Here is a 21997-nt window from a genome sequence, read left to right on the forward strand (position 1 = left end):
AAACAACTGGGACTAACCCTCCACCAACTCTTTTTGTCCTTTAACCCTGACGTTGAGATAACAGCGTCACCGACAGCCCAGATACGCGGATTGCTGGTACCCCCACAGCCATCGACGACAATGGCACCGTTTTCGACTTCAATTCCTGCCGATTCGGCAAGCTCAATACGCGCCCTAGCACCGAGCGCAACAAGAACAAGTTCAGCTTCGATGGCCTCACTCATCTTTGTTTGTCTCGCCCGTCTTTGTTTGAACTCGAGTGACTTCATCCCTCGGTTTCAAAACCAGTCACACCAACGTTTTCCATCCGAGCAGTGGAGGGTGGTCAAGACTGCAAAGCCGTTGTCACTCAGCTAGCCGCAACGAATTCAGCCATCCAGCGCGCAGGATTCAGCGCCATTTCGGCCGCCATGCGCGAATGAGTATCCGACGACGAATAACCCGGAGGCAAGCATTGCTGAACTGGAGAAGCTTTTCCTTTTCCTTTCCTAGATTTTCCAAATATTAGTTCGAACGTGACTAATCCTTTGCCTTTCCCGTACAATCACCTTGTCAATCGCTACGCCATGTAGCGTCCCATCTTCCAACAAGGTAACGAGCATGCTTCCTGCTTCTTCGTCGATTGCCGACTCGATTAACGCAGTCCTCGACGTTCTCAACACCTGGCTGTACTCATACATCCTGATCGCACTGCTTATCGGCGCCGGCCTCTACTTCTTCATTCGCACCAAGGGCTTGCCCGTGCGCATGTTCCGCGAATCAATCCGTGTGGTCACCGAGCCCCCAGAGAAGGAAGGCCAGCTTTCGTCCTTCCGCGCACTGATGGTCTCCACCGCATCGCGCGTGGGTGTCGGCAACATCGCCGGCGTCGGTACCGCAGTCGCTCTTGGTGGCGCAGGCTCCGTCTTCTGGATGTGGGTCATCGCAACACTCGGCGCCGCGTCAGCATTCATCGAATCCACACTTGCCCAGATCTACAAGAAGCGTGGCCACTCAGCTGACGATCACTCCATCGGCGGCCCCGCGTACTACATCCAGATCGCGCTCAAGCAGCGTTGGCTTGCAGTAATCTTCGCAACCGCATTGATCCTCACCTACATGGGTGGCTTCAACCTGCTGGCCTCGTTCAACGTCGCTGACGCATTCACCTCGTACTCCTGGTACCACAAAGACTCGACCCCGTACATCATCGGCGCAATCCTTGCCATCGCGATGGCACTCTCAATCTTTGGGGGCACACGGCGCCTGACTTCGGTCACCGGCGTCTTGGTTCCGATCATGGCCCTCATTTACCTGACCGTTGCTGCGATCGTCATCATCTTCAACTACCAGAACATCCCCGCAATGCTCGCCGCAATCTTCAAAGGCGCCTTCGATTTTGAGGCAATCTTCGGCGGTTTCGCCGGCTCAGCAATGATGCTCGGCATTAAGCGTGGTCTTTACTCGAACGAAGCCGGTGTCGGCTCTGCTCCGAACGCGGCTGCCTCCGCATCTGTCTCACACCCCGTGAAGCAGGGCTTGGTCCAGATGCTTTCCGTCTTCATCGACACGATGATCATTTGTACTCTGACCGCGTTCCTGATCCTCTCCTCTGGCGTCCAGGGTGGCGACGAGCTGAAGGGCGCTCCGCTGGTTACAGCTTCGATGCAGACCGTTCTCGGAGGCGTCGCTCTGCCGTTCACGACCATCGCGTTGTTGCTCTTCGCATTCACGACGATCATCGGCAACTTCTACTACGCCGAGGTCAACCTGCGCTTCCTCGCTGGTGGACGCGTTCCAATCTGGGGTCTGCAGATTTTCCGTGGCATCGCAGTGATTCTTGTGTTCTCGGGTGCCCTTCTGGACTTCTCAGTTGCATGGAACCTTGGCGACCTGCTGATGGGTCTGATGGCTCTGATCAACCTGCCGGTCATCATCATCTTGGGCAACAAGGCCATCAAGGCTGCGAACGACTACCAGGCGCAGCGCAAGGCTGGAAAGAACCCCGAATTCAAGGCGACTTCCATCGGTATCACCGAAGAACTCGACTACTGGAAGTGATAATCACGGTCAGCTAGTTCTGACCTCACATCCGTGAGTGTGGCCCTCGTTCAGAAATGAGCGAGGGCCACACTTTTACCTTTTTCAGATTTATTTCGAGAGGGCAACCGTATCGACATTCATCAGTCAGGTACGTGCTTTCCGTTTCGCGAATCATCCCACCTGTCTGCTTTGACCAACTCAGGCATACGAGGCGACGAAATAAGACTCCCAGCTCGTAAAACAACACCTCAGACGACAAAACCTGCCACGCCGGACCTCGTACATCAGCCATCAGCGCTCACGCGCAAGGCTCACAAACGCGTATAACCCAGTCACAGCCCAAGGCTCTTGACCAAGCTCAATCAGGGACAAACGCACCTGGGCCGGACCTGCATTGCAGATCCGGCCCAGGCCTCGGCAATTATTCACCAACTGGCACAAGCACGAAAGGAACAAAGGCTTGCACCACGATGAGGCTTACCGCTGAGTTGCTAGGTAGCTTTCACCTTCAAAAACCACCCAGAAACATCACTTGGCTACTTCGAGAAGAACTTCTTCAGCTTCCTTCGTCCACAGACCATCCACCAGCTTGGCAGCAACCTCAGGGTACTTGTCACCAAGTTCCGTCAGCGGCGTCAAACCAAGGTCATGCAGGGTCGGGAAGACCATGATCTTCCCCCCCGACGTGCGGTTGATCACCGCGTTGATGGCGTCGCCGAAGCCTGCCATACCGGTCACTGCGTACAGGGAGATCGACGTATCAATGATGCCGGCTTCGATCTTGCGCAGAACGGTACGCATGTCGGAAACATCAGAGCCCGACGTGCCCAGCATGAAGATCTTGCGCTCGATGATGCCCTGCAGATCGAAGTCACCAAAGGTGCCCGCTGGAATACCAGCGAATGCATTGAGGATCGCACCATCTGCACACATATCGACAGCCTGAGAAACCAGCGCCGGCACCGGCACCAGGCAGGTGATGTAGGTGTAGCCGTACTCAAGCGGAGTGGTGGAGGTATTAATGATGTCCAGCGGAACACCGTTCTTTTCGGCGGTCGGGCCAACGGTCTTCTTCAGACCTGCCAGGCGCTCGTCAGAAAGGTCGGTGCCGACAACGGAAATACCCTCAACACCGGAGGTGACCGCACGCATCGTGTGCATAACACCCATCGGGCCGGCGGCACCGATGAACGCGCATTTATCGTTCGGACGTAGGTCACCGTTAGCGGGGATCCATGCGTAGCCTTCGCGCGGATCCGTGCCGGTGGTGCCACAGAAGCGGATGAAGTCGTAGTGAACACGACCAATGTCAAGGCTGACCTTGCGGGAGATGGTTTCTCCGCCGAGGACAACACACATGACCGAACGGGTACCGAGCAGCAGGGATGCCTTTTCAATGCCGTCCGCGTCTGCTCCGAAGAAGACGATGTCATCAAAGGTCTGTCCTTCAAGACCATTGATACCGGCAACGTCAACGGTAACGATCTCTGCAGGCTTGTGGTCAGCTGTCAGCTCTTCGACGGAGCCTTCGCCGACGACCAGCAGACGACCACCATCTGCAACGTGGTTGCGCTCTGCCCACGCGTAGGAGCCTTCAACGGTTGCCCACGGCTCGATCAGGCCAACGGCTGCTGCCGACGGCCCCTCGGTCACGTGGATCAGAAACTCTTCACCTTCGGGGGAGACGACGCAACGCTCATCGACGACCGTGTATTCCTGAAGGGCCCCTTCGAAGTTGTAGCCGAATGCGCCATTGGACTTCGCAGTACGCAGGTGCTTCCAGTCAGCCTGGACCAGCAGACGATCGCCAACCTTGAAGTGGGTGACCTTCTCACCTACCTCGACGACGCGGACAACGGGCTCGTGACCCGGAACCGTCGGCTGGGAGCCGGGACGGTAGTTCGGGATCTCGGCAAGTGCTTCGGGGGTGATTCCCGCGATGACTTCGGACTTACGCGGGTGGTTGTCGAACTGGTGCAACAGCTTCGTGTCAGAGAAGCAGATGCCACATGCCTCAACCTTGAGCATCATCTGGTGAGGGCCGACCTTGTCGATGCCCTTCTCCTTGTTGACGACGAATTCTTCGGCGCCAACGATCTGGATCGCATACTGCGATTCGGGGTACTCAGTCATTGGATTCTCCTTGTTTTCCGGATCAAGCTTGCGCTCAGTTCATCATGACTTGGCCACCCGTAACCGGGACGGCCTGGCCGGTTTCGTATGCCTGCTCGACGATGTAGAAGATCGCGCGCAGAACGTCGATGCCTTGGGCACCACGACGCATCGGAACCTTTGCTTCGTAGAACTCCTTGACGTCCGTGACAGTCTTCGCGCCGGGGACCTTGCCCGAGTTCAGGTACTGAACGAACAGGCCACGGTCGGGGTCAGACCAGAGCGGGCCGTCGTAGAAGTTACCGGGGCAGATTGCGTTGACCTTGACACCATGCTCGACCATCTCGAGGGCGAAGGACTGAACTAGGCCGATGCCACCGAACTTGGAGCCTGCGTATGCGGCGTTCTTGTTCGAGCCCACTAGACCAGACTTGGAGTTGATCTGAATGATGTCGGTCAGCCATGCACCGGATGTTGCATGCTGACGAGCAAGCAGACCACCGAGGTGCTTAGTAACCAAGAAGAATGCGACGTAGTTGATGTCGGTCGACAGGCGGAAAGCAGATGCGTCTTGTTCAAGGACGGATCCCGCGCGAACGATGCCTGCGTTAGAGACGATCAGGTCGATACCACCGGTGACCTTTTCGATTTCCTCGGTCATCGCGGTCACAGATTCTTCATCTGCAACGTTGACGGTAATCGGGTAAGTGGTGTCTTCGCCGAGTTCCTTGCACTTGGCAGCAGCACCTTCGCCATTCAGGTCAGCGATGTAGACGAAGCAACCCTGGTCGACGAGGCCTTTGGCGATCTCGGCGCCGAAGCCCTGTGCACCACCGGTAACCAGCGCGACACGACCGGAGATTTCACGGTCGTTGCGCGGAGTCGCGGTGACCTCGTAGGTTTCTTCGCCAACGGTGACGACGACGGGAAGTTCGGTGCCGGAAAGGGTTGAAGCGTCAATTGTTTCAAGGTTGGCATCGAGGGTCAGGGTTGCAGCCTTATCGGTTGGGCGAATGATGACCGGGCGAGCAAGCGCGCTCAGAAACAGGCCTCGAAGCAACGGTGCGTGAGTCATGTTTAATCCTTCGGATAGTTTTCAGACGGTAGGAATATTCGCTGCGACTTCAGCCGGATCTGCGCCGTCAGCAATGGCGCGTCCAAGCGGAGCGTAGGAAGCAATACGGACGGCGAGGTGCTCAGGAGTGAGTCGCTCGCTACCCAGGATGTTGTACTTCGGATCGAAGCTGGTCAGGGCCTCGTGCGCGACAAGTGCCCACGTGGCCTCGTTGAGATCTTCGAACTCGGGGCGACGCAGTTCGGGGCAGTTGAAGAGCTGACGTGGCTGGTTAATATCGACGCCGGAGATCTCGAGCATGCCGTGCTTGAGTGCGAGTTCGTGGATTCGCTTGAGCTGTTCCGGAGTGTTACGCGGAGGCATATAGGTAACAGCGCGCAGGCCCTTTTCTTCGAGAGCTTCGAAGAGCTCGTCAAGGAATTCGTCTTCGAACTTTTCAGCCTTCTTGTCGCCGGTCGGCGAAGCGGAAACATCACCGAGGTAGGCGTAGGTGGCAATGGCGCCGATAGAATCTGCGAACTGAACAACTTCCTTCGCAGTCGGCAACTCGTCAGTGGGCTGAATGTAGATGCGACTCAAGTATTCCGACTTCAGGACACCCAGAAGATCGTAGACGAGGTGCGGATTCTCAGCGTCGCCGAGTGCGCCTTCGAGAGCTGGCGGAATGTTGACACCCATGCTCTTCAGACCATCGACGAGGCTCTGACCGCGACCGAATCCCTTGATGAGAGCCGAGGCCATCGCAGCGAGCAGGTGACGCTCTGTGATACCGCCACCGTTGGCGTACTGAGAGATGCCGACCATGTCAGTGAGAGGATCGAAAGGCTCCAGGCCAAGATCAACGAGGATCTTGTTCGCGGCCTCGGCCATCTTCAGGGTGCGCTCGAGACGAGCAGCGCGCTTGGGTGCCAACCACTCGGCAACCTTTTCGCGAGCAGGAGCCGGAACACCCTGAACCGTCATGTAGGCAATGCCTTCGGAGTCCGGATTGTTCAGCTTACGAGTAGCAAACGGACCGTCGGGATCAAAGAAAGCGCGGATTTCAAAGCCGGTGACTGAGCCCATTCCCAGCAGACGACATGCGCCGGTCATTTCGGGCGCAGCTGCAATCGAGTCATGATCGACGGAGCCAACAACACGCAGGCCTGCGCGACGAGCATTCAATGCTGCAGCGGTCGGCGTGTAGGGGCTGAAGGAGTAGCACGTATGAATGTGGTTGTTCGATTCAGGAACCCACGCGGGGAACTCTTCATCGTTCAGAACTGCGGCAAGAGCGGCGAGGCGGTCCTCCTGGCTCAGGCTAACGTCATTGGTGGCGTCCATCGGATCCTCGTATCGAAATGTAGAAAAGAAATTTAAAGCGTTAAATGCCTGATGGCACCGGTGGGCCGAGCCGAAGCCCGGCCCACCAGGTCAATCATCAGAGACCGAGACGGTTGCGACGAGCAATCTCGCCTTCAGTCTGGTTCGACGAGGGCACGTGGCCCGGGAGCGGAACAATGCGCTCGTGGATTGCGTCGATGATCCACTCGACCTGCGGGAAGAAGTAGGACTCCAACTCGGGGCCGGGGGTGATGCCATTGCGCGAGCCGACAACCGCGATCGGCGCGTCGAGAGCGTCAAATGCGAGAGTCTGGACGTTCGCTGCAACGGTGTTGAGGAAGTTGCCACGCTCGACAGCATCGGAGGTGAGAAGCAGGCGACCTGTCTTCTTCACGGATTCGATGAGCTTGTCGTAGTTGAGCGGTGCGACGAAGCGGAGGTCGATAACCTCAGCGCTCATGCCGTACTTCTCCTGAAGGACGTCAGCAGCCTCAAGTGCACGGTACATCGTTGCGCCGTACCCGGCGATCGTGATGTCGGTGCCTTCGCGACGGATTGCCGGTTCACCTTCGGGGGTCTCGTAGTAGCCTTCCGGAACACCACCGGGCTCAAATTCTTCGCCCTTGTCGTACAGGAGCTGGGATTCGAAGAAGACAACCGGGTCGGTGCCACGAAGAGCAAGGTTGAGCATGCCCTTTGCATCGGTCGGCGTGGTCGGGAAGTAGACCTTGAGACCCGGGATGTGGGCGGTCAGTGCCGACCAATCCTGCGAGTGCTGTGCACCGTACTTGTTACCAACGGAAACACGCAGGACGAGAGGCATCTTCAGCAGGCCAGCGGACATGGACTGCCACTTTGCCATCTGGTTGAAGACCTCGTCACCGGAACGGCCGAGGAAGTCACAGTACATGAGTTCGACAACTGCACGGCCACCGGCCATTGCGTAGCCAACGCCTGCGCCGACGATTGATGCTTCAGCGATCGGCGAGTTGAACAGACGACGGTACGGAAGCGCTTCGGTCAGGCCACGGTAGACAGCGAATGCGCCACCCCAGTCACGGTTTTCTTCGCCCCATGCGGCCATCGTCGGATCTTCCTTGAAACGATGGAGCATAGCTTCGAAGAGACCATCACGGAACTGGTACATCTTCATCTTGGAAACGGGCTTGCCGTTCTCGTCCTTGGCGGTGCGGATCTTGCGCGAGATCGCGGCAACGCGCGGGTTGTCCTCGAGATCAATCTCCGCTTCGCCCTCCTCCATCTTCTCGGTCGGCGTGTTCGAGAACATAACCGTGTCGATGTAGCCGTCGGCAACGCGCGGGCAGTTGTCTTCGTCGATGGCAAGCTTGAGGACCTTGACGAGCTTCTCGGTGAGGCCAGCGGTGTAGTCCTCAATATCGGACTGCGTGGTCAGACCGTTGGAGATCAACAAATCCGAGTAGGTTGTGATGCAGTCGACGTTCTCCCAGAGCTCGACCTCGTCCTTGGTGCGGTACGAGGATGCGTCCGACGGGGAGTGACCGGAGAATCGGTACGTGATTGTATCCATGAGGACCGGGCCACGTCCCTCTTCGAGGATCTTCTTCTTGCGGGAGACGGCGTCGGCAACAGCCAGCGGGTTAATGCCGTCGACGCGCTCTGCGTGCATAGCCTCGGGGTTAAGGGCTGCACCGACACGGGCGAGGATGTCGTAGCCCATGGTCTCACCGAAGGTCTGACCACCCATGCCGTAGAAGTTGTTGAAGAAGTTGAACAGAATCGGCGGGTTGCCACCGTCCTCTTCACGCCACAGCGTGCGGAACTGATCCATGGAAGCGAAGTTCATTGCTTCCCAGACCGGACCGCATGCAAGGGCTGCGTCGCCGACGTTGGAGACAACGATGCCGGGCTTGCGGTTGATGCGCTTAAACAGTGCTGCGCCGTTTGCGACCGGAGCAGAGCCACCAACGATTGCGTTGTTCGGGTAAGAGCCGAACGGCAGGAAGAAGGTGTGCATCGAGCCACCGAGGCCGCGGTTGAAGCCGGCCTTGCGGGCGAAGATTTCCGCGAGGGCACCGAAGAGGATGAAGTTCTCGGTGAGGTCCTTCGTGTCCTTGTAGTCGATCTTCTCTGCGAACGAGAGAGTCTCGCCGTCAAGGAAGGTCTTCATGATGTTTTCAAGCTCACCGTTTTCAATCTGGCGCATTGCCGAGTAGCACTTGGCAAGAATTTCGCCGTGCGAACGGTGCGAACCGAAAACCTGATCATTCGGGCTCAGGACTGATGCCTGGCCGACGTATGCCGATTCCTGGCCGATACCAAGGTGAGCCGGACCCCTGTGGTTGTAGGCAATGCCCCGCCACTCGCCGGTCTTCTTGATGGAGTCAAGCATGGATTCGAACGTACGGACCACGATCATGTCGTGGAGCATGTTCACCATGCCGTCCTTGCCGTAACGATCAAGTTCGGTATCGAGATCGAACTTGTACTGGTTCACCGGGATGTCCGGGAACTGGATATGACCTGCCGCGCGGACCTGCGACGGGTCGATGATCAGAGACTTCGTCATTGTGTCTTACTTCTTTCTTCGTCTTTGGAGGTTCAGAGCTTGACGGCCCAAGCAGCCTCGCGAATAACTTCGGAGACAGTCGGGTGGGGGAAGACAACCTGACGGAGGTCTTCGACGGTCAGTTCCATTTCGAGGACGGCCTGTGCGCCCCAGATCATTTCTGCTGCGTATGCGCCGAGCACGTGGATGCCAAGGATCTGGTGGGTCTTCGGGTCAACGAGGATCTTGGCTTCGCCGGGAGCCTTGAAGCCGTTCTCGGCGATGAAGCGACCGGACATCTGAGCGGGGACCTTTGCGACCAGAACGTCGCGGCCTTCGCGCTTTGCAGCAGATTCGGTGAGGCCAACGCCTGCAGCCTCGGGAATGGAGAAGACTGCCCACGGAACGGTGTTCCAGCGCATAACCTCGCCAACCTTGCACGCATCGGGGTTGATGATGTTCGCGGAAGCAATTTCTGCCATGCGGTATGCGGCGTGTGCCAGGAGCGAACGGCCGGTGACGTCACCAATTGCCCACACGTTCGGCAGGTTGGTGCGCATGCAGTCGTCGACGACGATGCCACGGTTGATTTCAAGGCCTGCTTCTTCGGCGCCCCAACCTGCGGTTGCCGAGCGACGACCAACAGCCATGAGCACGACGTCAGCTTCGAGGACCTTCTTTTCGTCACCCTTCGAGTAGTGGACCGTTGCGCCGTCGAGGGACTCAACGCGGCAACCGAGTTCGAAGGTGATGTCCTTCATCGCTGCACGCATCTTGGCAGCCATGTCATCATCCATGAACGGCAGGATTTCCGGGGTCATTTCGATAATCGTGACCTCCGAGCCGAGGGTCGAGTACAGCGAAGCAAACTCGACGCCGATAACGCCACCACCGATAACGGCGAGACGCTTGGGGACCTCAGGCAGAGAGAGGATACCGGTCGAATCGACCAAGTGCGGGTTGTCCTTGACACCCGGCAACGGCGGAACAGCGGGAACCGAACCGGTTGCGATGATGACGTGCTCGGAAGTGTAGGTGACACCGTCAGCGGTGACCTTGCCGGGACCGTCGAAGTGACCGCGTGCGGACACAACGGTGACGCCTGCTCGCTTTTCGGTTGCTGCGACACCGGAAACGAGGCCCTTAACGACCTTTTCCTTCCAGTCCTGCAGGCGACCCCAGTCGAGGGTCACGCTGGTTGCGTCAACACCGAACTGGCCAGCTTCCTTGGCGTGCAGGTAGTTCTTTGCACCAGCAAGGAGGGTCTTGGTCGGGATGCAACCAACGTTAAGGCAGGTGCCACCAAGGTACTGCTCTTCAATGAGAAGAACCTTTTTGCCGGCGTGCCCCAGACGCTCGGCAGCAAGGTAGCCACCAGGGCCTGCGCCGAGAACAATTACGTCGTAGTGAGTTTCAGTCATTATGTGTACTCCTAATTACTCAGGCCAGGACAGTGACGTCGATGTTTTCGATAGCGGCAACGAGGTCCTTCAGGAAGCGTGCGCCGTCGGCGCCATCAATGACCTGGTGGTCGATCGTGAGCGACAGGTTGATACGTTGCTCAACACCGATCTCGCCGTCAGCCTTGACAACCGGACGCGGCGTGATGGTGCCAACGCCGAGGATTGCGGTCTGCGGGCGGTTAATGACCGGGGTGAAGGTTTCGATGCCGAAGGAACCGATGTTGGACACCGTGAAAGTGCCACCACCAAGAAGGTCGGGGCTGATCGTTCCGGCGATGGCGTCAGCTGCGAGGCTCTTTGCCTGAGCAGAGAACTGCTTGAGTGACAGGGCCTGAGCGGAGCGGATCACGGGAACCAAAAGACCGCGCGGAGTATCGGCTGCGAAGCCGAGGTGAACCTGCTCGAACTTGGTCAGGGTGCCATCTTCGAGGTGAGCGTTGAAAACCGGGTACTTCGGGAGCGTGCGGGACACTGCGAAGCAGACGAGGTCGTTCAGGGTGATCTTGTTGAGGCCCAGAGCTTCGTCCGAGTTCTTGACCTTCTTGCGCATCGCAAGGATGCCGGCTGCGTTGGCCGTCGTGTTGAGGGTCAGCTGTGCCGACTCCTGCAGGGATGCCATCATGCGCGAAGCAACAACCTTACGGACACCCTTGAGCTTCTCGGAGGTGGAAGCACCCGGGAACTCTGCAGCAGGAATTGCAACTGCAGTCGCTACGACGGGAGCCGGAGCAGTCGGGTTTGCCAGATCAGCAGTCGTCACGCGACCACCAATACCGGTGCCTTCGCCAGTAGCCGCACCTCCTTGTGCCTGCGCTGCTGAAGTATATGCGGGGCCTGCTGCAATAGCGGCCTGAACATCGCGTTCAATCACGCGACCGTGAGGACCGGAGCCCTCAGCAATCGTAGCGGTGTCGATACCCTTAGAACCGGCAAGGACGCGAGCGCGCGGGGAAACTGCACCGGTCGCAGCAGTCGTAGCAAAGGACGGCGCGGGAGCTGCTTCTTTAGCCGGAGCGCTTTCCGGCGCTGCTTCAGCAGCGTCGGCCTCGTCTGCCGAATCGTCAGCGGGAACAAGAGCGGAAATATCTTCGCCGGGCTCGCCGACGATGATGAGCGGATCCTTAACCGGAACCTCGTCGCCCTCTTCCCACAGGATCTTCAGGACGGTACCGGCGTCAGTGCTCGGCACCTCCATTGTGGATTTGTCGGTCTCAATCGAGCAGAGAGTCTGGTCGACAGCGACGGTATCGCCAACCGAAACCTGCCATTCGACGATAATGCACGACTCCACAGAGTTGCCCAGCTGGGGCATCACCACGATGGTGGCCATGTGTTTCCTCCTAGACGATGCGTAGCTGCGTACGCTCGGTCAATTCCTTGATGGATTCTTCAGGAAGGTCGCCATCGGTAATGATGCCGGTGACGTCCTCAATTCCCATGAAGCTAACAAAGCCTGCTCGCCCAAACTTCGAAGAGTCTGAAAGCAACCAGGTTTCCTCCGTGCGCCCTCGCATGAGGCTGCCAACATGCCCACCTTCAGCGAGCTGGGTTGTCAGGCCTCGTTCGACACTGAATCCGTCAGTGCCAAGAAATACCAGGCGCGCGTTGAAGTCATTAATGGAACGCTCTGTAACAGGGCCGACCAAAGATTCAGTTTCAGCATGGAAGCTACCGCCGGTCAGCGTGACCCGGATATGCGGGTTCGGACGAGCATTCTGGAAAACAAGAAGAGAATTAGTAACGACCTGAACGCCACGGCGTCCGGTCAGGTGCTTGACGACAAGAGCGCAAGTCGTGCCAGCTTCGATCATGATGCGATCATCGTCGCGCACCATTTCGGCGGCCGCGCGGGCAATGCGCTCTTTGTCTTCGATTCGGTCAGACTGACGCAGTCGAATATTGCGGTAGGCAGTCGGACGAGCACCACCGTGGGTGCGAACAAGATGGCCCTCATCTTCGAGGTCCTTCAAAGTGGTTCTAATCGTGACAGGTGAAACGTCGAGTTCTTCAGCCAGGACATTAACACTCACCTCGCCTTCAGCGGCAAGGCGATCAAGGATGTAACTGGTCCGTTGTGCGCGACCCACACCCATCACCTCTTCGTGAGCATCGATTAGATTGTCACTTTCGTTTCGGTTTTTACAGTCTAGCAACTAAAACGAAAATCGACAAGACCTGCATCACAGGAAATAATAGCGACAATTCACTGAAAATCTCACGAAAATATACGCAATTTTCGCTGACAAATCGCCAAATAACGAACTGCACTGTCGCTCAAACATTCAACGCGCTTGAACAACAGTGCAGTTTCGTATGAAAGTCCTACGAAAGACTCATTCTCCGGGCTGACGAACGCCTACAGTCAGCAAAAGATTGCCGTACAGGCGTTGTTCGCCAGTCGCCACAATGATGCCCACATCTTCGCTACGCGCTGCATCGTAGAAGTCGAAACGCGACAGCTCACCGAACTCGGTATCGGGCAACTGGGCCTTGAACTCATCATGGATCGGGATCTCAACGGCTGGCTGATCAGGAGCCGGAACCATGATCTCTGCCTTCTCGATCGGGCAGACCTGCTTCAGAACTTCCAGAATCTGAAGAACGTCCAGCATGCCAGGAGCGAAGTTCAGCGAGATAAGCTCGCAACGCTCAGACACACCGGTGGTGTGCGGGTAGTTCGCATCAGCAAGCAGAATCTTCGAACCGTGGCCAGCCGCGGCCAGTGCACGCAGGAACTGCGGGTGCGTCATTGCTCCATAGATCATGAAGATCTGTCCTTTCTATTCAATCGAGCTGGATCGGATGATCAGCTCAGGATCAATCGTCACATCCTCGCTCTTACCGCCGTGCATCATCGAACACACGATGCGAACAGCAGCACGACCAAGGCGGTCAAAAGGCTGACGAACCGTCGTCAGCGGAGGGGCATAGCAATCAGCGCCATCAATATCATCGAATCCAACGACCTTAACGTCTGTCGGAATCTTCGCTCCCCGTTCGTGAATCAATCGCATGGCACCAAGCGCCAGCTGATCATTCGCCGTTTGAATTCCCTGGGGAAGCTCTGCCAGCGAACGTATAGCGTCATATCCATCTTGCGAGTTCCACGAATGTGACTCGATCACTTTGCCTTCGACTCCGTGTTCTTCGCACGAGAGTTTAAAGCCCTGCAAGCGCATGGAAGCATCAGACCAACCCGACGGACCCGCAACATGAACGATGTCGGTAATCCCCTGCTTCAGCAGATGCTCGGTCGCCAGCTTTGCGCCTCGAACATTATTAATGGACGCTGTCGAAATTCCATCCAAATCGTGTTCGCTAGTCAGCACCAAAACCGTCGGAACCCGCTTGCCAATCTGAATGGCAAGGTCAACGCTCGGGTCCTGTCCAGCAAGGATCACAACCCCATCAACATCGAATGGCGCCACGTCATTATGCAGTTCACCATTTGGCAAATATGCGTTTGAAAGCGACACGTGATAGCCGGCTTCAGAACCTGCATTCAAAACCGAAAGCAAAACCCTCGCATGCCCGTGAAACATCGGGGCAGCCAGCAAAACGTGCAGAACACCCGTCCGATTCGACGCAAGCGCGCGCGCCGCGTAATTCGGTCGATACCCAACTTCAGTAAGGATCAAGGAAATACGCGCACGCGTCGCATCCGCAACCTCAGGATCACCGCGAACAACGCGTGAAACGGTGTTCGATGAGACGCCTGCTAAACGCGCAACGTCTGCGAGCGAAACCTTCTTACCTGTTGGACGGCGTGTGGACATGGGTCTTTGCCGTTGCCGCAATCATCGCGGGGCGATCCGCGGGATCAAGGTGTCCAAGAACTTCGAGTTGAGCAAGAAGCGAACCAAGAGTTGAAGCTTCAATCGGGCCAGCAACAACACGAACCTGCGCCGCTTCTGCCGTGAGATCGCACAGCAGGTGGTTGCGGGCGCCACCACCCACAAGGTTCAGCTGATCGGGTCGCTCTCCTGAAATCTGAGTCAGCTCATCAATCGCGCGCGCATAACGACGAGCGAAGGATTCAATAATCAGGCGAACGTATTCGGGCATCGAGGTCGGATGCGGAGCACACTGTTCATCGAGGGCAACATCAATCTTCTGTTGCATCTCACCAGGCTCAGCAAAACGCGGGTCATCCGGGTTGAAGAACACGGTGCACGGCGCACATTCACGGGCCTGCGCGACAAGCTCATCCGTATCAGTCGAAGTTCCTTCACGCTCCCACTGACGCTGGATTTCCTGAAGAATCCACATACCCGTGATGTTGAAGAGCGGGCGGACTCCCCCATCAGTGCGAGATTCGTTCGTCAAACCAAGTTCGTATGCAGCATCCGAGATCAGCGGGTGATCCTCAAGAGCGCCAAGAACTGACCAAGAACCACACGAGAGGAAGTACGCGCGGACGCCTTCATCAATGGGTAGACCGTGAACTGCGCATGCGGAGTCGTGTGCACCACCGCGGACGACGGTCAGTTGCTCGAGGCCTTCGACGGTACACTGCCCAACAGCAGTGAGGTCGTCATTCAATTCACCAACCCACGAGCGATCCAAGCCGAGGCGTTCGAACATGGCGTCGTTGAATCGTGGTGAACCCGGTTCACATAGACCCGAGGTAGAGGCGATGGTGCGCGACCAGCCCTTCACACCGGAAAGCTTCCAGGCGAAGTAGTCAGGAAGGAAAAGAATCGAGTCGGTCTTGGCAGCAAGTTCTGGATCTTCCAACGTAAAAGCCAGAAGCTGGTTTGCGGTGTTGATCGTTGCCGGGGCAATACCTGACATTTCAAAGAATGTGCGATCATCAACGCGCGAGCGGAATTCTTCGTGTGTACGCTCGGTGCGCTCGTCGCGGTAGGCACGAACCTTGCCAACTCGCTCGTTATTTGCATCGAGGGGAACGAAGTCAACACCCCACGTATCCACGGAAACAGACACCGAGTCCGGGAATTGTTCCACTGCCTTTTTCAAACCGATAACGGTCTGTTCCCACATCGTGTCAACGTCCCAAGTCAGCGAACCTGTTTCGTCACGGATTGCCTGATGCTTGAAGCGGTGAACGTCAGTGATCTCAAGACGGTCATCAACAATAGTTCCAGCTAGAACTCGACCCGAAGCGGAACCGAGGTCAACAGCAAGTGCGGTGGTCATTAAACGGGTCCTTCCTGGTACGGCAGGCGGGATGCTCACTTCGCGTCGATGCGAAGTGGCGAGTTTGAGTGTTTTATAGCTTTATGGTCAGCGTCATCATTGAACGCTTGGGTGGTTCTCAACATTGAGAGTCGGTGCGGTGGGTGAGCCCTAATGGGCTCACCCACCGCTTTGACTTTCGTCAGCTAACTGCGACTAAGCAATCAGCGGTACATCGGACCGAAGGTCTCGCATGCACGGTAGTCCGCGCCTTCGAGATCAGCGGTGCCAAACAGCGACCATGCCTTCGGGCGGAAGATCTTTTCTTCCGGAACGTTGTGCATGTTGACCGGGATACGGAGCATCGAGGCAAGCGTGATGAACAGGGCACCGTTGTGACCGTAGGAAATCGCGCCGTGGTTTGCGCCCCAGTTGTTCATGACATCGTAGGTCGTCTTGAAGGCACTTTCACCGGTGAGGTTCGGAACGAACCAGGTAGTCGGCCATTCGATATTCGTGCGCTCTTCGATGGTGTAAGCAACTTCGTCAGGAAGCTCGACGGTCCAGCCTTCGCAGATCTGCATGACCGGCTTGCCGGCAACCAGGTTAATGCGAATCATGGTGACAGGCATTTCACCTTCAGTGCGGAAGTGAGTCGAGAAACCACCACCGCGGAAGTAACCTGTCGATGCTGGGTGGAAGGTGGTTGCCTCAAGGGTTGCCTTCTGGTCTTCTTCGGTGACCTCCCAGAACGGCTTGATGACGGGTTTACCGTCACGGGTTGCCTTGCCAGCACCGTCAAGGGTGGTGGAACCGGAGTTGCGCAGATCAAGGAAGCCCTGTGCCGCGCGTCCTTCCGGCTTCCAGCCGGTGACGCGCTCGATGGACTCGGGGCTCCAGTAGGTGCGAACATCGGAGAAGATCTGCGGCGTATTGGTCAACAGGTAGCCAAACAGCATCGAAGCACCGTTGAGCGAATCGTTCTCGGTTGCAAGAACGTTGGGCTGACGCGGACCGGTCCAGTCGAAGTTCGTGTTCAGAATGGTTTCCATAACGTCACCATTCGGGAAGTGGTCGGTCCACTGGCGCTGTCCTTGGAAGCCTGCGGCGATAGCACCGTGGCCACCAGCTTCTTCTTCAAAGCCGAGCTCTGCAAGACGTGGGTTGCCGTTCATCAGGTCGCGACCGATCAAGGTCATCTTAGTGACGAACTTCCACCAGTCCTCATGCTTCTCCGGGAACTGCCAATCTTCGGGGTTCCAGTCCTTGCCCTGCTTGAAGTTCTCGCGGATCCAGGTGTAAGCCTTCTCGTACTCTTCCGGATCGTAGATGCCTTCTTCAATACGGCGCGTGAACTCGGACATGTCGATGTATTCGTTGCGCATTCCAAGGTAAGCACCGAAGAAGTCAGGGTTGACGACAGAACCAGCAATACCCATGGAAACCGAGCCCATGGACAGGTATGCCTTGCCACGCATCTGAGCAACTGCAAGACCAGCGGTAGCGTAGCTCAGAAGACGCTCACGAACGTCTTCCGGAATGGAATTGTCATCGCCATCCTGGACATCCTTGCCGTAGATGCCGAATGCGGGGATACCGATCTGTGCGTGGCCAGCAAGAGCTGCTGCCAGGTAGACAGCGCCGGGGCGCTCGGTGCCGTTGAAGCCCCAGATTGCGTGTGGCATGGTGGCATCCATGTCCGTGGTTTCAGTGCCGTAGCACCAGCAGGGGGTAACGGTCAGGGTCAGGCCGACATTGTTGACGCGGAACTTGTCAGCGCAAGCCATTGCTTCGTGGACACGACCAATGGTGGTGTCAGCAATGACGCACTCGACGGGGGTGCCGTCGGTGTAACGGAGGTTTTCGGAGAAGAGCTTGGCAACGGCCTCAGCCATGCCCATGGTCTGCTCTTCGAGGCTTTCGCGGACACCGCGACGGCGACCATCGATTGCCGGGCGGATACCGATGCGGGGGTGATCAGTCATTTGTTCCCTAATTCCTTGATCAAAACTTCATTGTTTAGTGGGGGGCGATTCACACCCCTCGGATCCTACGTGTGAGTTGGGGCGGGCCCGAGTGAATGAGCCCGCCCCAACTCAATCAACATCACTCGTAGAGGTTCGGAGCGATCTCATCAGAGTCGATGTTGGATGCGTCGTACCAGTAGAAGCCGGAGTCAATCGTCTTCGGGAGTGCGATGCCGTTGATTGCCTGGATGGCTGCAGTGACGGTCTTGTAGCCCATGAGCTTCGGTGCCTGGGTGATGGCGCCGGCCTGCGAGCCGTCCTTGATTGCAGCGATCTGGGTCTTGCCGGAGTCGAAGCCGACAACGGTCAGGGTCTTGCCGGACTCGTTAGCACCCTGGATGGCGCCGGAAGCTGCTGCTTCGTTGGAGCCGTACATGCCGACGATGTCGTCGTTTGCCTGGATGATGGCCTTGGAGGTGTCAGCTGCCTTGCCGACCTCGCCTGCAATCTGCTCTTCAAGGAGCTTCAGGCCCTCAGGTGCGTTGGCCTTGAAGTATTCCTTGAAGCCATCGCAACGCTGCTTGCCGGTGGTAGAGGTTGCGTCGTGGCAGATCACGCCGACGGAGCCGGTCTTACCATCGAGCAGTTCGATCATGTGCTTTGCGGCCTCAGCTGCCGCTGCCTTGTTGTCAGTCGAGACCGTGGTCAGCGGGAGGTCGGAGTCAACACCGGAGTCGAATGCGACCAGCGGGATGCCTGCGGACTCGATCTGGGTGAGTAGCGGGGTTGCTGCGCCCGAGTCAAGAGCTGCGAGGCCAATAGCTGCCGGGGAGGTGTCGAGTGCTGCCTGGAGCTGGTCGAGCTGCTGGGTCACCTTGGTCTCATCGTCGGGGCCGACGAATTGGATCTTGTAGTTGAACTCGGTGCCTGCCTGCTCAGCGCCTTCCTTCACAGCCTGCCAGAAGCGGTGCTGGAAGCCCTTGGAGACGAGGTAGATGGTCTTGGTGCCATCGCCAGCAGGAACGTCCTTAGACTGCTCAGTGACCTCTTCCTTTGATGCAGAATCGGAACCCGATGCCGCCGCGTCGGAACCCGACTTGGAGGTGTTCGAGGTGGAGCAAGCTGCCAGGCCGAAGGCCATGCTTCCGGCTGCTGCAACTGCAACGATACGGCCGATGGGGCGCATGTGTTTTTCCTTTCGTGGGGGCCAAGAAGACGTTTGTCTTCTTGAGGGTGTGAATCAAACGTCTATGTAAGATTCACGGATTCAATTGGTTTTATCAGGCTGCGTTCTCGCGAGCGCGGCGGATGTTGTCAATGAAGACTGCGAGGAGAACAACGATACCGGTAACAACCAGCTGCCATTCGGAAGCAACACCCATCATCGTCAGGCCCTTCTTCAGGGTTTCCATGATGAGTGCACCAACGAATGCACCTGGGATCGATGCACGGCCACCGGAGAGTGACGTGCCACCGATAACGGTTGCTGCGATGACGTTTAGTTCGAAGCCGACGCCTTCAGCGGGCTGGACGAAGCCGAAACGTGCCGAGTAGAGGATTGCGCCGATTGCCATGAAGACACCAGCGGTGATGTAGATGATGACCTTCCAGAGGCGGACGTTCACACCGGAGAGGCGGGTTGCTTCTTCGTTCGATCCAATGGCCAGCGCGTAACGACCAAGGAGGGTCTTGTTCAGCAGGAACGCTGCAAGAATCGTCAAGAGGATGAAGATGATTGCTGCGTTCGAGATGCCCGGGATGATCGAACCGGTGGACAGCGCGATGTAGCCAGGGTTTGCGATCGAGATCGTGGACTTATCGGAGATGATCAGTGCCAGACCACGGGCCACCATCATCATTGCCAGTGTTGCAATGAACGGCGGAAGACCAAGAATCGAGATGTTCAGGCCGTTGATCAGACCAACGAAAGCCCCGAACAGGAGAACAAGGATAAGACCGACCCCCAGGGGCAGGTTCATCCAGTCAGCCGACAGGAAGACACCGGCCATAACGGCGACGAGGGTCATGCCCGTACCGACCGAGAGGTCGATGCCGGATGTTGCGATAACGAACGTTGCGCCGAGAGCCATGACGCCGGTGTAGGCGGCCTGCAGAAGAATATCGGTAAAGATCTTCGGCTGCGCAAAGTTCGGGGCTGCGAACATGAAGTATGCGTAGATGATGACCAGTGCGATGATCACCATGACTAGCTGCATGTTCGACTTGAAGAAGGCGGCCACCGGGCTGGTGGACTTTTCCGCCTTAGTAGCTGCGGTGCTCACGCGACTGCTCCATTCGCTTCTTCCTGACCAACGGTGGCCAGTTCCATGATGTTTTCCTGGGTGGCGACCTCGTTGTCGAGTGTGCCAATGATGCGGCCGTGGGCCATAACTGCGATGCGGTTTGCCAGGCGCAGAACCTCAGGCAGTTCGGAGGAGATCACGATGATCGCCTTGCCCTGCTTGGCAAGAGCCTCCAGAAGTGTGTAGATTTCATCCTTCGCGCCAACGTCGATGCCTCGGGTCGGTTCGTCGAAGATCAGCACGTCGGAGTCGCGAACAAGCCACTTGGCAATAACGACCTTCTGCTGGTTACCACCAGAGAGGGAACGAACTTCAGCGTGAATCGAAGGGGTACGAGTACGGAGCTTCGCGACGTATTCCTGAGCTACTGCGTCGATCTTCTTGGAGTTGATGACGCCGGCACTGGTGAATTCGCTCATCGTAGCCATTGCAGTGTTGTCTGCGATGGTCTTGTCGAGGAGAAGACCGAACTGCTTACGGTCTTCGGAGAGGTAGCCGATGCCAACCTTGACGCCGTCAGCTGCGTTGCGGATCGAGACCTTCTTACCGTTGATGTAGACATCGCCGGAAGTGTGGGGGTCGGCACCGGAGAGAGCGCGAGCAACTTCGGTACGACCTGCGCCAACGAGACCTGCGAAGCCGAAGATTTCACCCTTCTTAACCTCGAAGGACACGTCGTGAACGGCCTTCTTCGTGGACAGGTGCTCAACCTTCAGAACCGCTTCGTCAGACAGAGGCTTAGTGGTGGGGCGAGCATCAGCCGGAACCTCGCGACCAACCATGAGGCGAATAACCTCGGAGAGTTCGGTGGTCTTGGTATCGACGGTGCCGACGTACTCGCCATCGCGCAGGACCGAGATGCGGTCAGTGAGCTCCTTGAGCTCAGGCATACGGTGCGTGATGAAGATCAGGCCGGTTTCCGGAGTAATGAAGTTACGAACGAGGTCGAACAGGGATTCGGTCTCAGTCGTGGTCAAAGGAGCTGTGGGCTCGTCCATGACCAGGATCTTCGTTGACTCGTAGGAAAGTGCACGGGCAATTTCAAGCATCTGCAAACGGGCAACCGTGAGGTCACGGCAGGTGTCCGCCGGGTTCAAGTCCATGTTCAGGCGCTCGAACAGTTCCTTGGCATCCTTGTTGAGCTTGCGGTCGTTGATGACCGAGCCTTTGTGGGAGCCAGCGCGACCGATGTAGAGGTTCTGCGCAACCGTGAGGTCTGGAATAATGTTGAGCTCTTGGTGAATGATGCTCAAACCCAGATCACGAGCATGGTTGGCGTTCTTGACATCAACCTTCTGACCCTGTAGCCAAATCTCACCGCCCGGATCTGCCTTATGGATACCAGTGAGAACCTTCATCAGCGTCGACTTACCGGCGCCGTTCTCACCGCAGAGACCCAAGATCTCGCCAGCGTTCAGGTCAAGGTCCACGTTGGACAATGCCTTGACGCCAGGGAATGTCTTTGAGATCCCCTTTAACTCAAGTAACTTTGTCACTTCTCACCCCTTGGGTACCGATCACTACTGCGTGGCCGGAGTTTGTTACCTGAAACTCGTTAGCGCTACCGAAACAAGCTCCAGGAATCGCCCTCATTGGCGTGTGATAAGCCTACGACATCTTAGAGCGCCTTTGAAATCAGAAATGACGCTCTGTTACTAAATCGTTACCGCTAACGAAAGGGACTCGCGAAATATCAACAAAAGCACCCCGAGGGCTTTCGCGCACTGACCTAACGACCATTTCAGTTGGGCATATTTGCATCTCTGACCTACGAAAATCTGTCAACAAACAGCAGATTCGAGTTGGGACGATTCACTACACAAGAACGCAAGGGAGCTAGTTGCGTCCCCCCCTCCGCTAGTAAACGAGGAGGCCGGGCACTTCAAATAGCGACTCCCCCGCATTGCCCGAAGGAACGAGGTATGGGCACACAATTCGGGCATTAGCCCCACAAAAAAGCTGGGCTAATACCCGAAGTCAACACCTCTTAGAAAACAGGCCCAAAAAGCTAACCAAACCGGGTTAAAGGACAAAAAGAGTTGGTGGAGGGTTAGTCCCAGTTGTTT

At 57.0% G+C, this 21997-nt stretch carries 17 protein-coding genes; 2 read left to right on the forward strand and 15 right to left on the reverse strand.

Annotated features, from left to right (window positions below):
* The coding region (locus PG731_RS08430) for an FAD-dependent oxidoreductase (RefSeq protein WP_270773356.1) at positions 1 to 224 on the reverse strand (224 nt) is incomplete at its 3' end.
* Positions 225 to 314: 90 nt separating this feature from the next.
* On the opposite strand from PG731_RS08430, the gene PG731_RS09260 reads away from it, so the two are divergent.
* Both PG731_RS09260 and PG731_RS08435 read left to right on the forward strand, forming a co-directional pair.
* Complete coding sequence (locus tag PG731_RS09260; RefSeq protein ID WP_368388833.1) at positions 315 to 422, forward strand: metal-sensing transcriptional repressor; 108 nt, start codon at positions 315 to 317, stop codon at positions 420 to 422.
* A gap of 178 nt (positions 423 to 600) precedes the next feature.
* Complete coding sequence (locus PG731_RS08435) at positions 601 to 2040, forward strand: alanine/glycine:cation symporter family protein (protein WP_270773357.1); 1440 nt, start codon at positions 601 to 603, stop codon at positions 2038 to 2040.
* Positions 2041 to 2550: 510 nt separating this feature from the next.
* Here the strand turns inward: PG731_RS08435 and PG731_RS08440 are convergent.
* The 14 genes from PG731_RS08440 to PG731_RS08505 all read right to left on the reverse strand — a co-directional run bounded on the left by PG731_RS08440 (position 2551) and on the right by PG731_RS08505 (position 21427).
* A complete protein-coding gene (locus PG731_RS08440; RefSeq protein ID WP_270773358.1) occupies positions 2551 to 4155 on the reverse strand; it encodes an alcohol dehydrogenase catalytic domain-containing protein in 1605 nt (534 codons plus the stop codon).
* A 34-nt stretch (positions 4156 to 4189) separates the two neighbouring features.
* Complete coding sequence (locus PG731_RS08445) at positions 4190 to 5209, reverse strand: SDR family NAD(P)-dependent oxidoreductase (RefSeq protein WP_270773359.1); 1020 nt, start codon at positions 5207 to 5209, stop codon at positions 4190 to 4192.
* Between the two features lie 21 nt (positions 5210 to 5230).
* Positions 5231 to 6532, reverse strand: a complete 1302-nt coding sequence (locus tag PG731_RS08450) for a PHP domain-containing protein (RefSeq protein WP_270773360.1) — start codon at positions 6530 to 6532, stop codon at positions 5231 to 5233.
* A gap of 97 nt (positions 6533 to 6629) precedes the next feature.
* Positions 6630 to 9080 (reverse strand): alpha-ketoacid dehydrogenase subunit alpha/beta, encoded by a 2451-nt coding sequence (locus tag PG731_RS08455; RefSeq protein WP_270773361.1) that lies wholly within the window; start codon positions 9078 to 9080, stop codon positions 6630 to 6632.
* A 32-nt stretch (positions 9081 to 9112) separates the two neighbouring features.
* On the reverse strand, positions 9113 to 10480 hold the full coding sequence (lpdA, locus tag PG731_RS08460) for a dihydrolipoyl dehydrogenase (RefSeq protein WP_270773362.1): 1368 nt from the start codon (positions 10478 to 10480) through the stop codon (positions 9113 to 9115).
* Positions 10481 to 10499: 19 nt separating this feature from the next.
* On the reverse strand, positions 10500 to 11852 hold the full coding sequence (locus PG731_RS08465) for a dihydrolipoamide acetyltransferase family protein (protein WP_270773363.1): 1353 nt from the start codon (positions 11850 to 11852) through the stop codon (positions 10500 to 10502).
* A 10-nt stretch (positions 11853 to 11862) separates the two neighbouring features.
* Positions 11863 to 12609 carry a DeoR/GlpR family DNA-binding transcription regulator gene (locus tag PG731_RS08470; protein ID WP_101628746.1) on the reverse strand — a complete coding sequence of 249 codons (747 nt, stop codon included), beginning with the start codon at positions 12607 to 12609 and terminating at the stop codon, positions 11863 to 11865.
* A 246-nt stretch (positions 12610 to 12855) separates the two neighbouring features.
* Complete coding sequence (locus PG731_RS08475) at positions 12856 to 13287, reverse strand: RbsD/FucU family protein (RefSeq protein WP_006680219.1); 432 nt, start codon at positions 13285 to 13287, stop codon at positions 12856 to 12858.
* Between the two features lie 15 nt (positions 13288 to 13302).
* On the reverse strand, positions 13303 to 14298 hold the full coding sequence (locus PG731_RS08480; RefSeq protein ID WP_270773366.1) for a LacI family DNA-binding transcriptional regulator: 996 nt from the start codon (positions 14296 to 14298) through the stop codon (positions 13303 to 13305).
* Entirely contained in the window at positions 14273 to 15682 is a 1410-nt protein-coding gene (locus PG731_RS08485) for a rhamnulokinase (protein WP_270773367.1), read from the reverse strand. The genes PG731_RS08480 and PG731_RS08485 overlap by 26 nt, the downstream gene beginning before the upstream one ends.
* A gap of 203 nt (positions 15683 to 15885) precedes the next feature.
* Complete coding sequence (locus tag PG731_RS08490; protein WP_270773368.1) at positions 15886 to 17646, reverse strand: L-fucose isomerase; 1761 nt, start codon at positions 17644 to 17646, stop codon at positions 15886 to 15888.
* Between the two features lie 121 nt (positions 17647 to 17767).
* Positions 17768 to 18814, reverse strand: a complete 1047-nt coding sequence (locus PG731_RS08495; protein WP_270773369.1) for an ABC transporter substrate-binding protein — start codon at positions 18812 to 18814, stop codon at positions 17768 to 17770.
* A 94-nt stretch (positions 18815 to 18908) separates the two neighbouring features.
* Entirely contained in the window at positions 18909 to 19910 is a 1002-nt protein-coding gene (locus tag PG731_RS08500; RefSeq protein ID WP_270773370.1) for an ABC transporter permease, read from the reverse strand.
* The gene (locus tag PG731_RS08505; protein WP_101628745.1) at positions 19907 to 21427 is read right to left on the reverse strand and encodes a sugar ABC transporter ATP-binding protein; all 1521 of its coding nucleotides are present in this window, start codon (positions 21425 to 21427) and stop codon (positions 19907 to 19909) included. The genes PG731_RS08500 and PG731_RS08505 overlap by 4 nt, the downstream gene beginning before the upstream one ends.
* Positions 21428 to 21997 lie beyond the last annotated feature (570 nt).

The sequence above is a fragment of the Pauljensenia sp. OF14-1SRA genome, from assembly GCF_027694595.1.
GTDB lineage: Bacteria > Actinomycetota > Actinomycetes > Actinomycetales > Actinomycetaceae > Pauljensenia > Pauljensenia turicensis_B.

Bases quoted from the DNA above. Each gene is read 5' to 3' on its own strand.
- PG731_RS08445 (WP_270773359.1), bottom strand. From the start codon at position 5,209: ATGACTCACGCACCGTTGCTTCGAGGCCTGTTTCTGAGCGCGCTTGCT.
- PG731_RS08435 (WP_270773357.1), top strand. From the start codon at position 601: ATGCTTCCTGCTTCTTCGTCGATTGCCGACTCGATTAACGCAGTCCTC.
- PG731_RS08475 (WP_006680219.1), bottom strand. From the start codon at position 13,287: ATGATCTATGGAGCAATGACGCACCCGCAGTTCCTGCGTGCACTGGCC.
- PG731_RS08495 (WP_270773369.1), bottom strand. From the start codon at position 18,814: ATGCGCCCCATCGGCCGTATCGTTGCAGTTGCAGCAGCCGGAAGCATG.
- PG731_RS08450 (WP_270773360.1), bottom strand. From the start codon at position 6,532: ATGGACGCCACCAATGACGTTAGCCTGAGCCAGGAGGACCGCCTCGCC.
- PG731_RS08465 (WP_270773363.1), bottom strand. From the start codon at position 11,852: ATGGCCACCATCGTGGTGATGCCCCAGCTGGGCAACTCTGTGGAGTCG.
- PG731_RS08440 (WP_270773358.1), bottom strand. From the start codon at position 4,155: ATGACTGAGTACCCCGAATCGCAGTATGCGATCCAGATCGTTGGCGCC.
- PG731_RS08490 (WP_270773368.1), bottom strand. From the start codon at position 17,646: ATGACTGATCACCCCCGCATCGGTATCCGCCCGGCAATCGATGGTCGC.
- lpdA (WP_270773362.1), bottom strand. From the start codon at position 10,480: ATGACTGAAACTCACTACGACGTAATTGTTCTCGGCGCAGGCCCTGGT.
- PG731_RS08455 (WP_270773361.1), bottom strand. From the start codon at position 9,080: ATGACGAAGTCTCTGATCATCGACCCGTCGCAGGTCCGCGCGGCAGGT.
- PG731_RS08480 (WP_270773366.1), bottom strand. From the start codon at position 14,298: ATGTCCACACGCCGTCCAACAGGTAAGAAGGTTTCGCTCGCAGACGTT.
- PG731_RS08485 (WP_270773367.1), bottom strand. From the start codon at position 15,682: ATGACCACCGCACTTGCTGTTGACCTCGGTTCCGCTTCGGGTCGAGTT.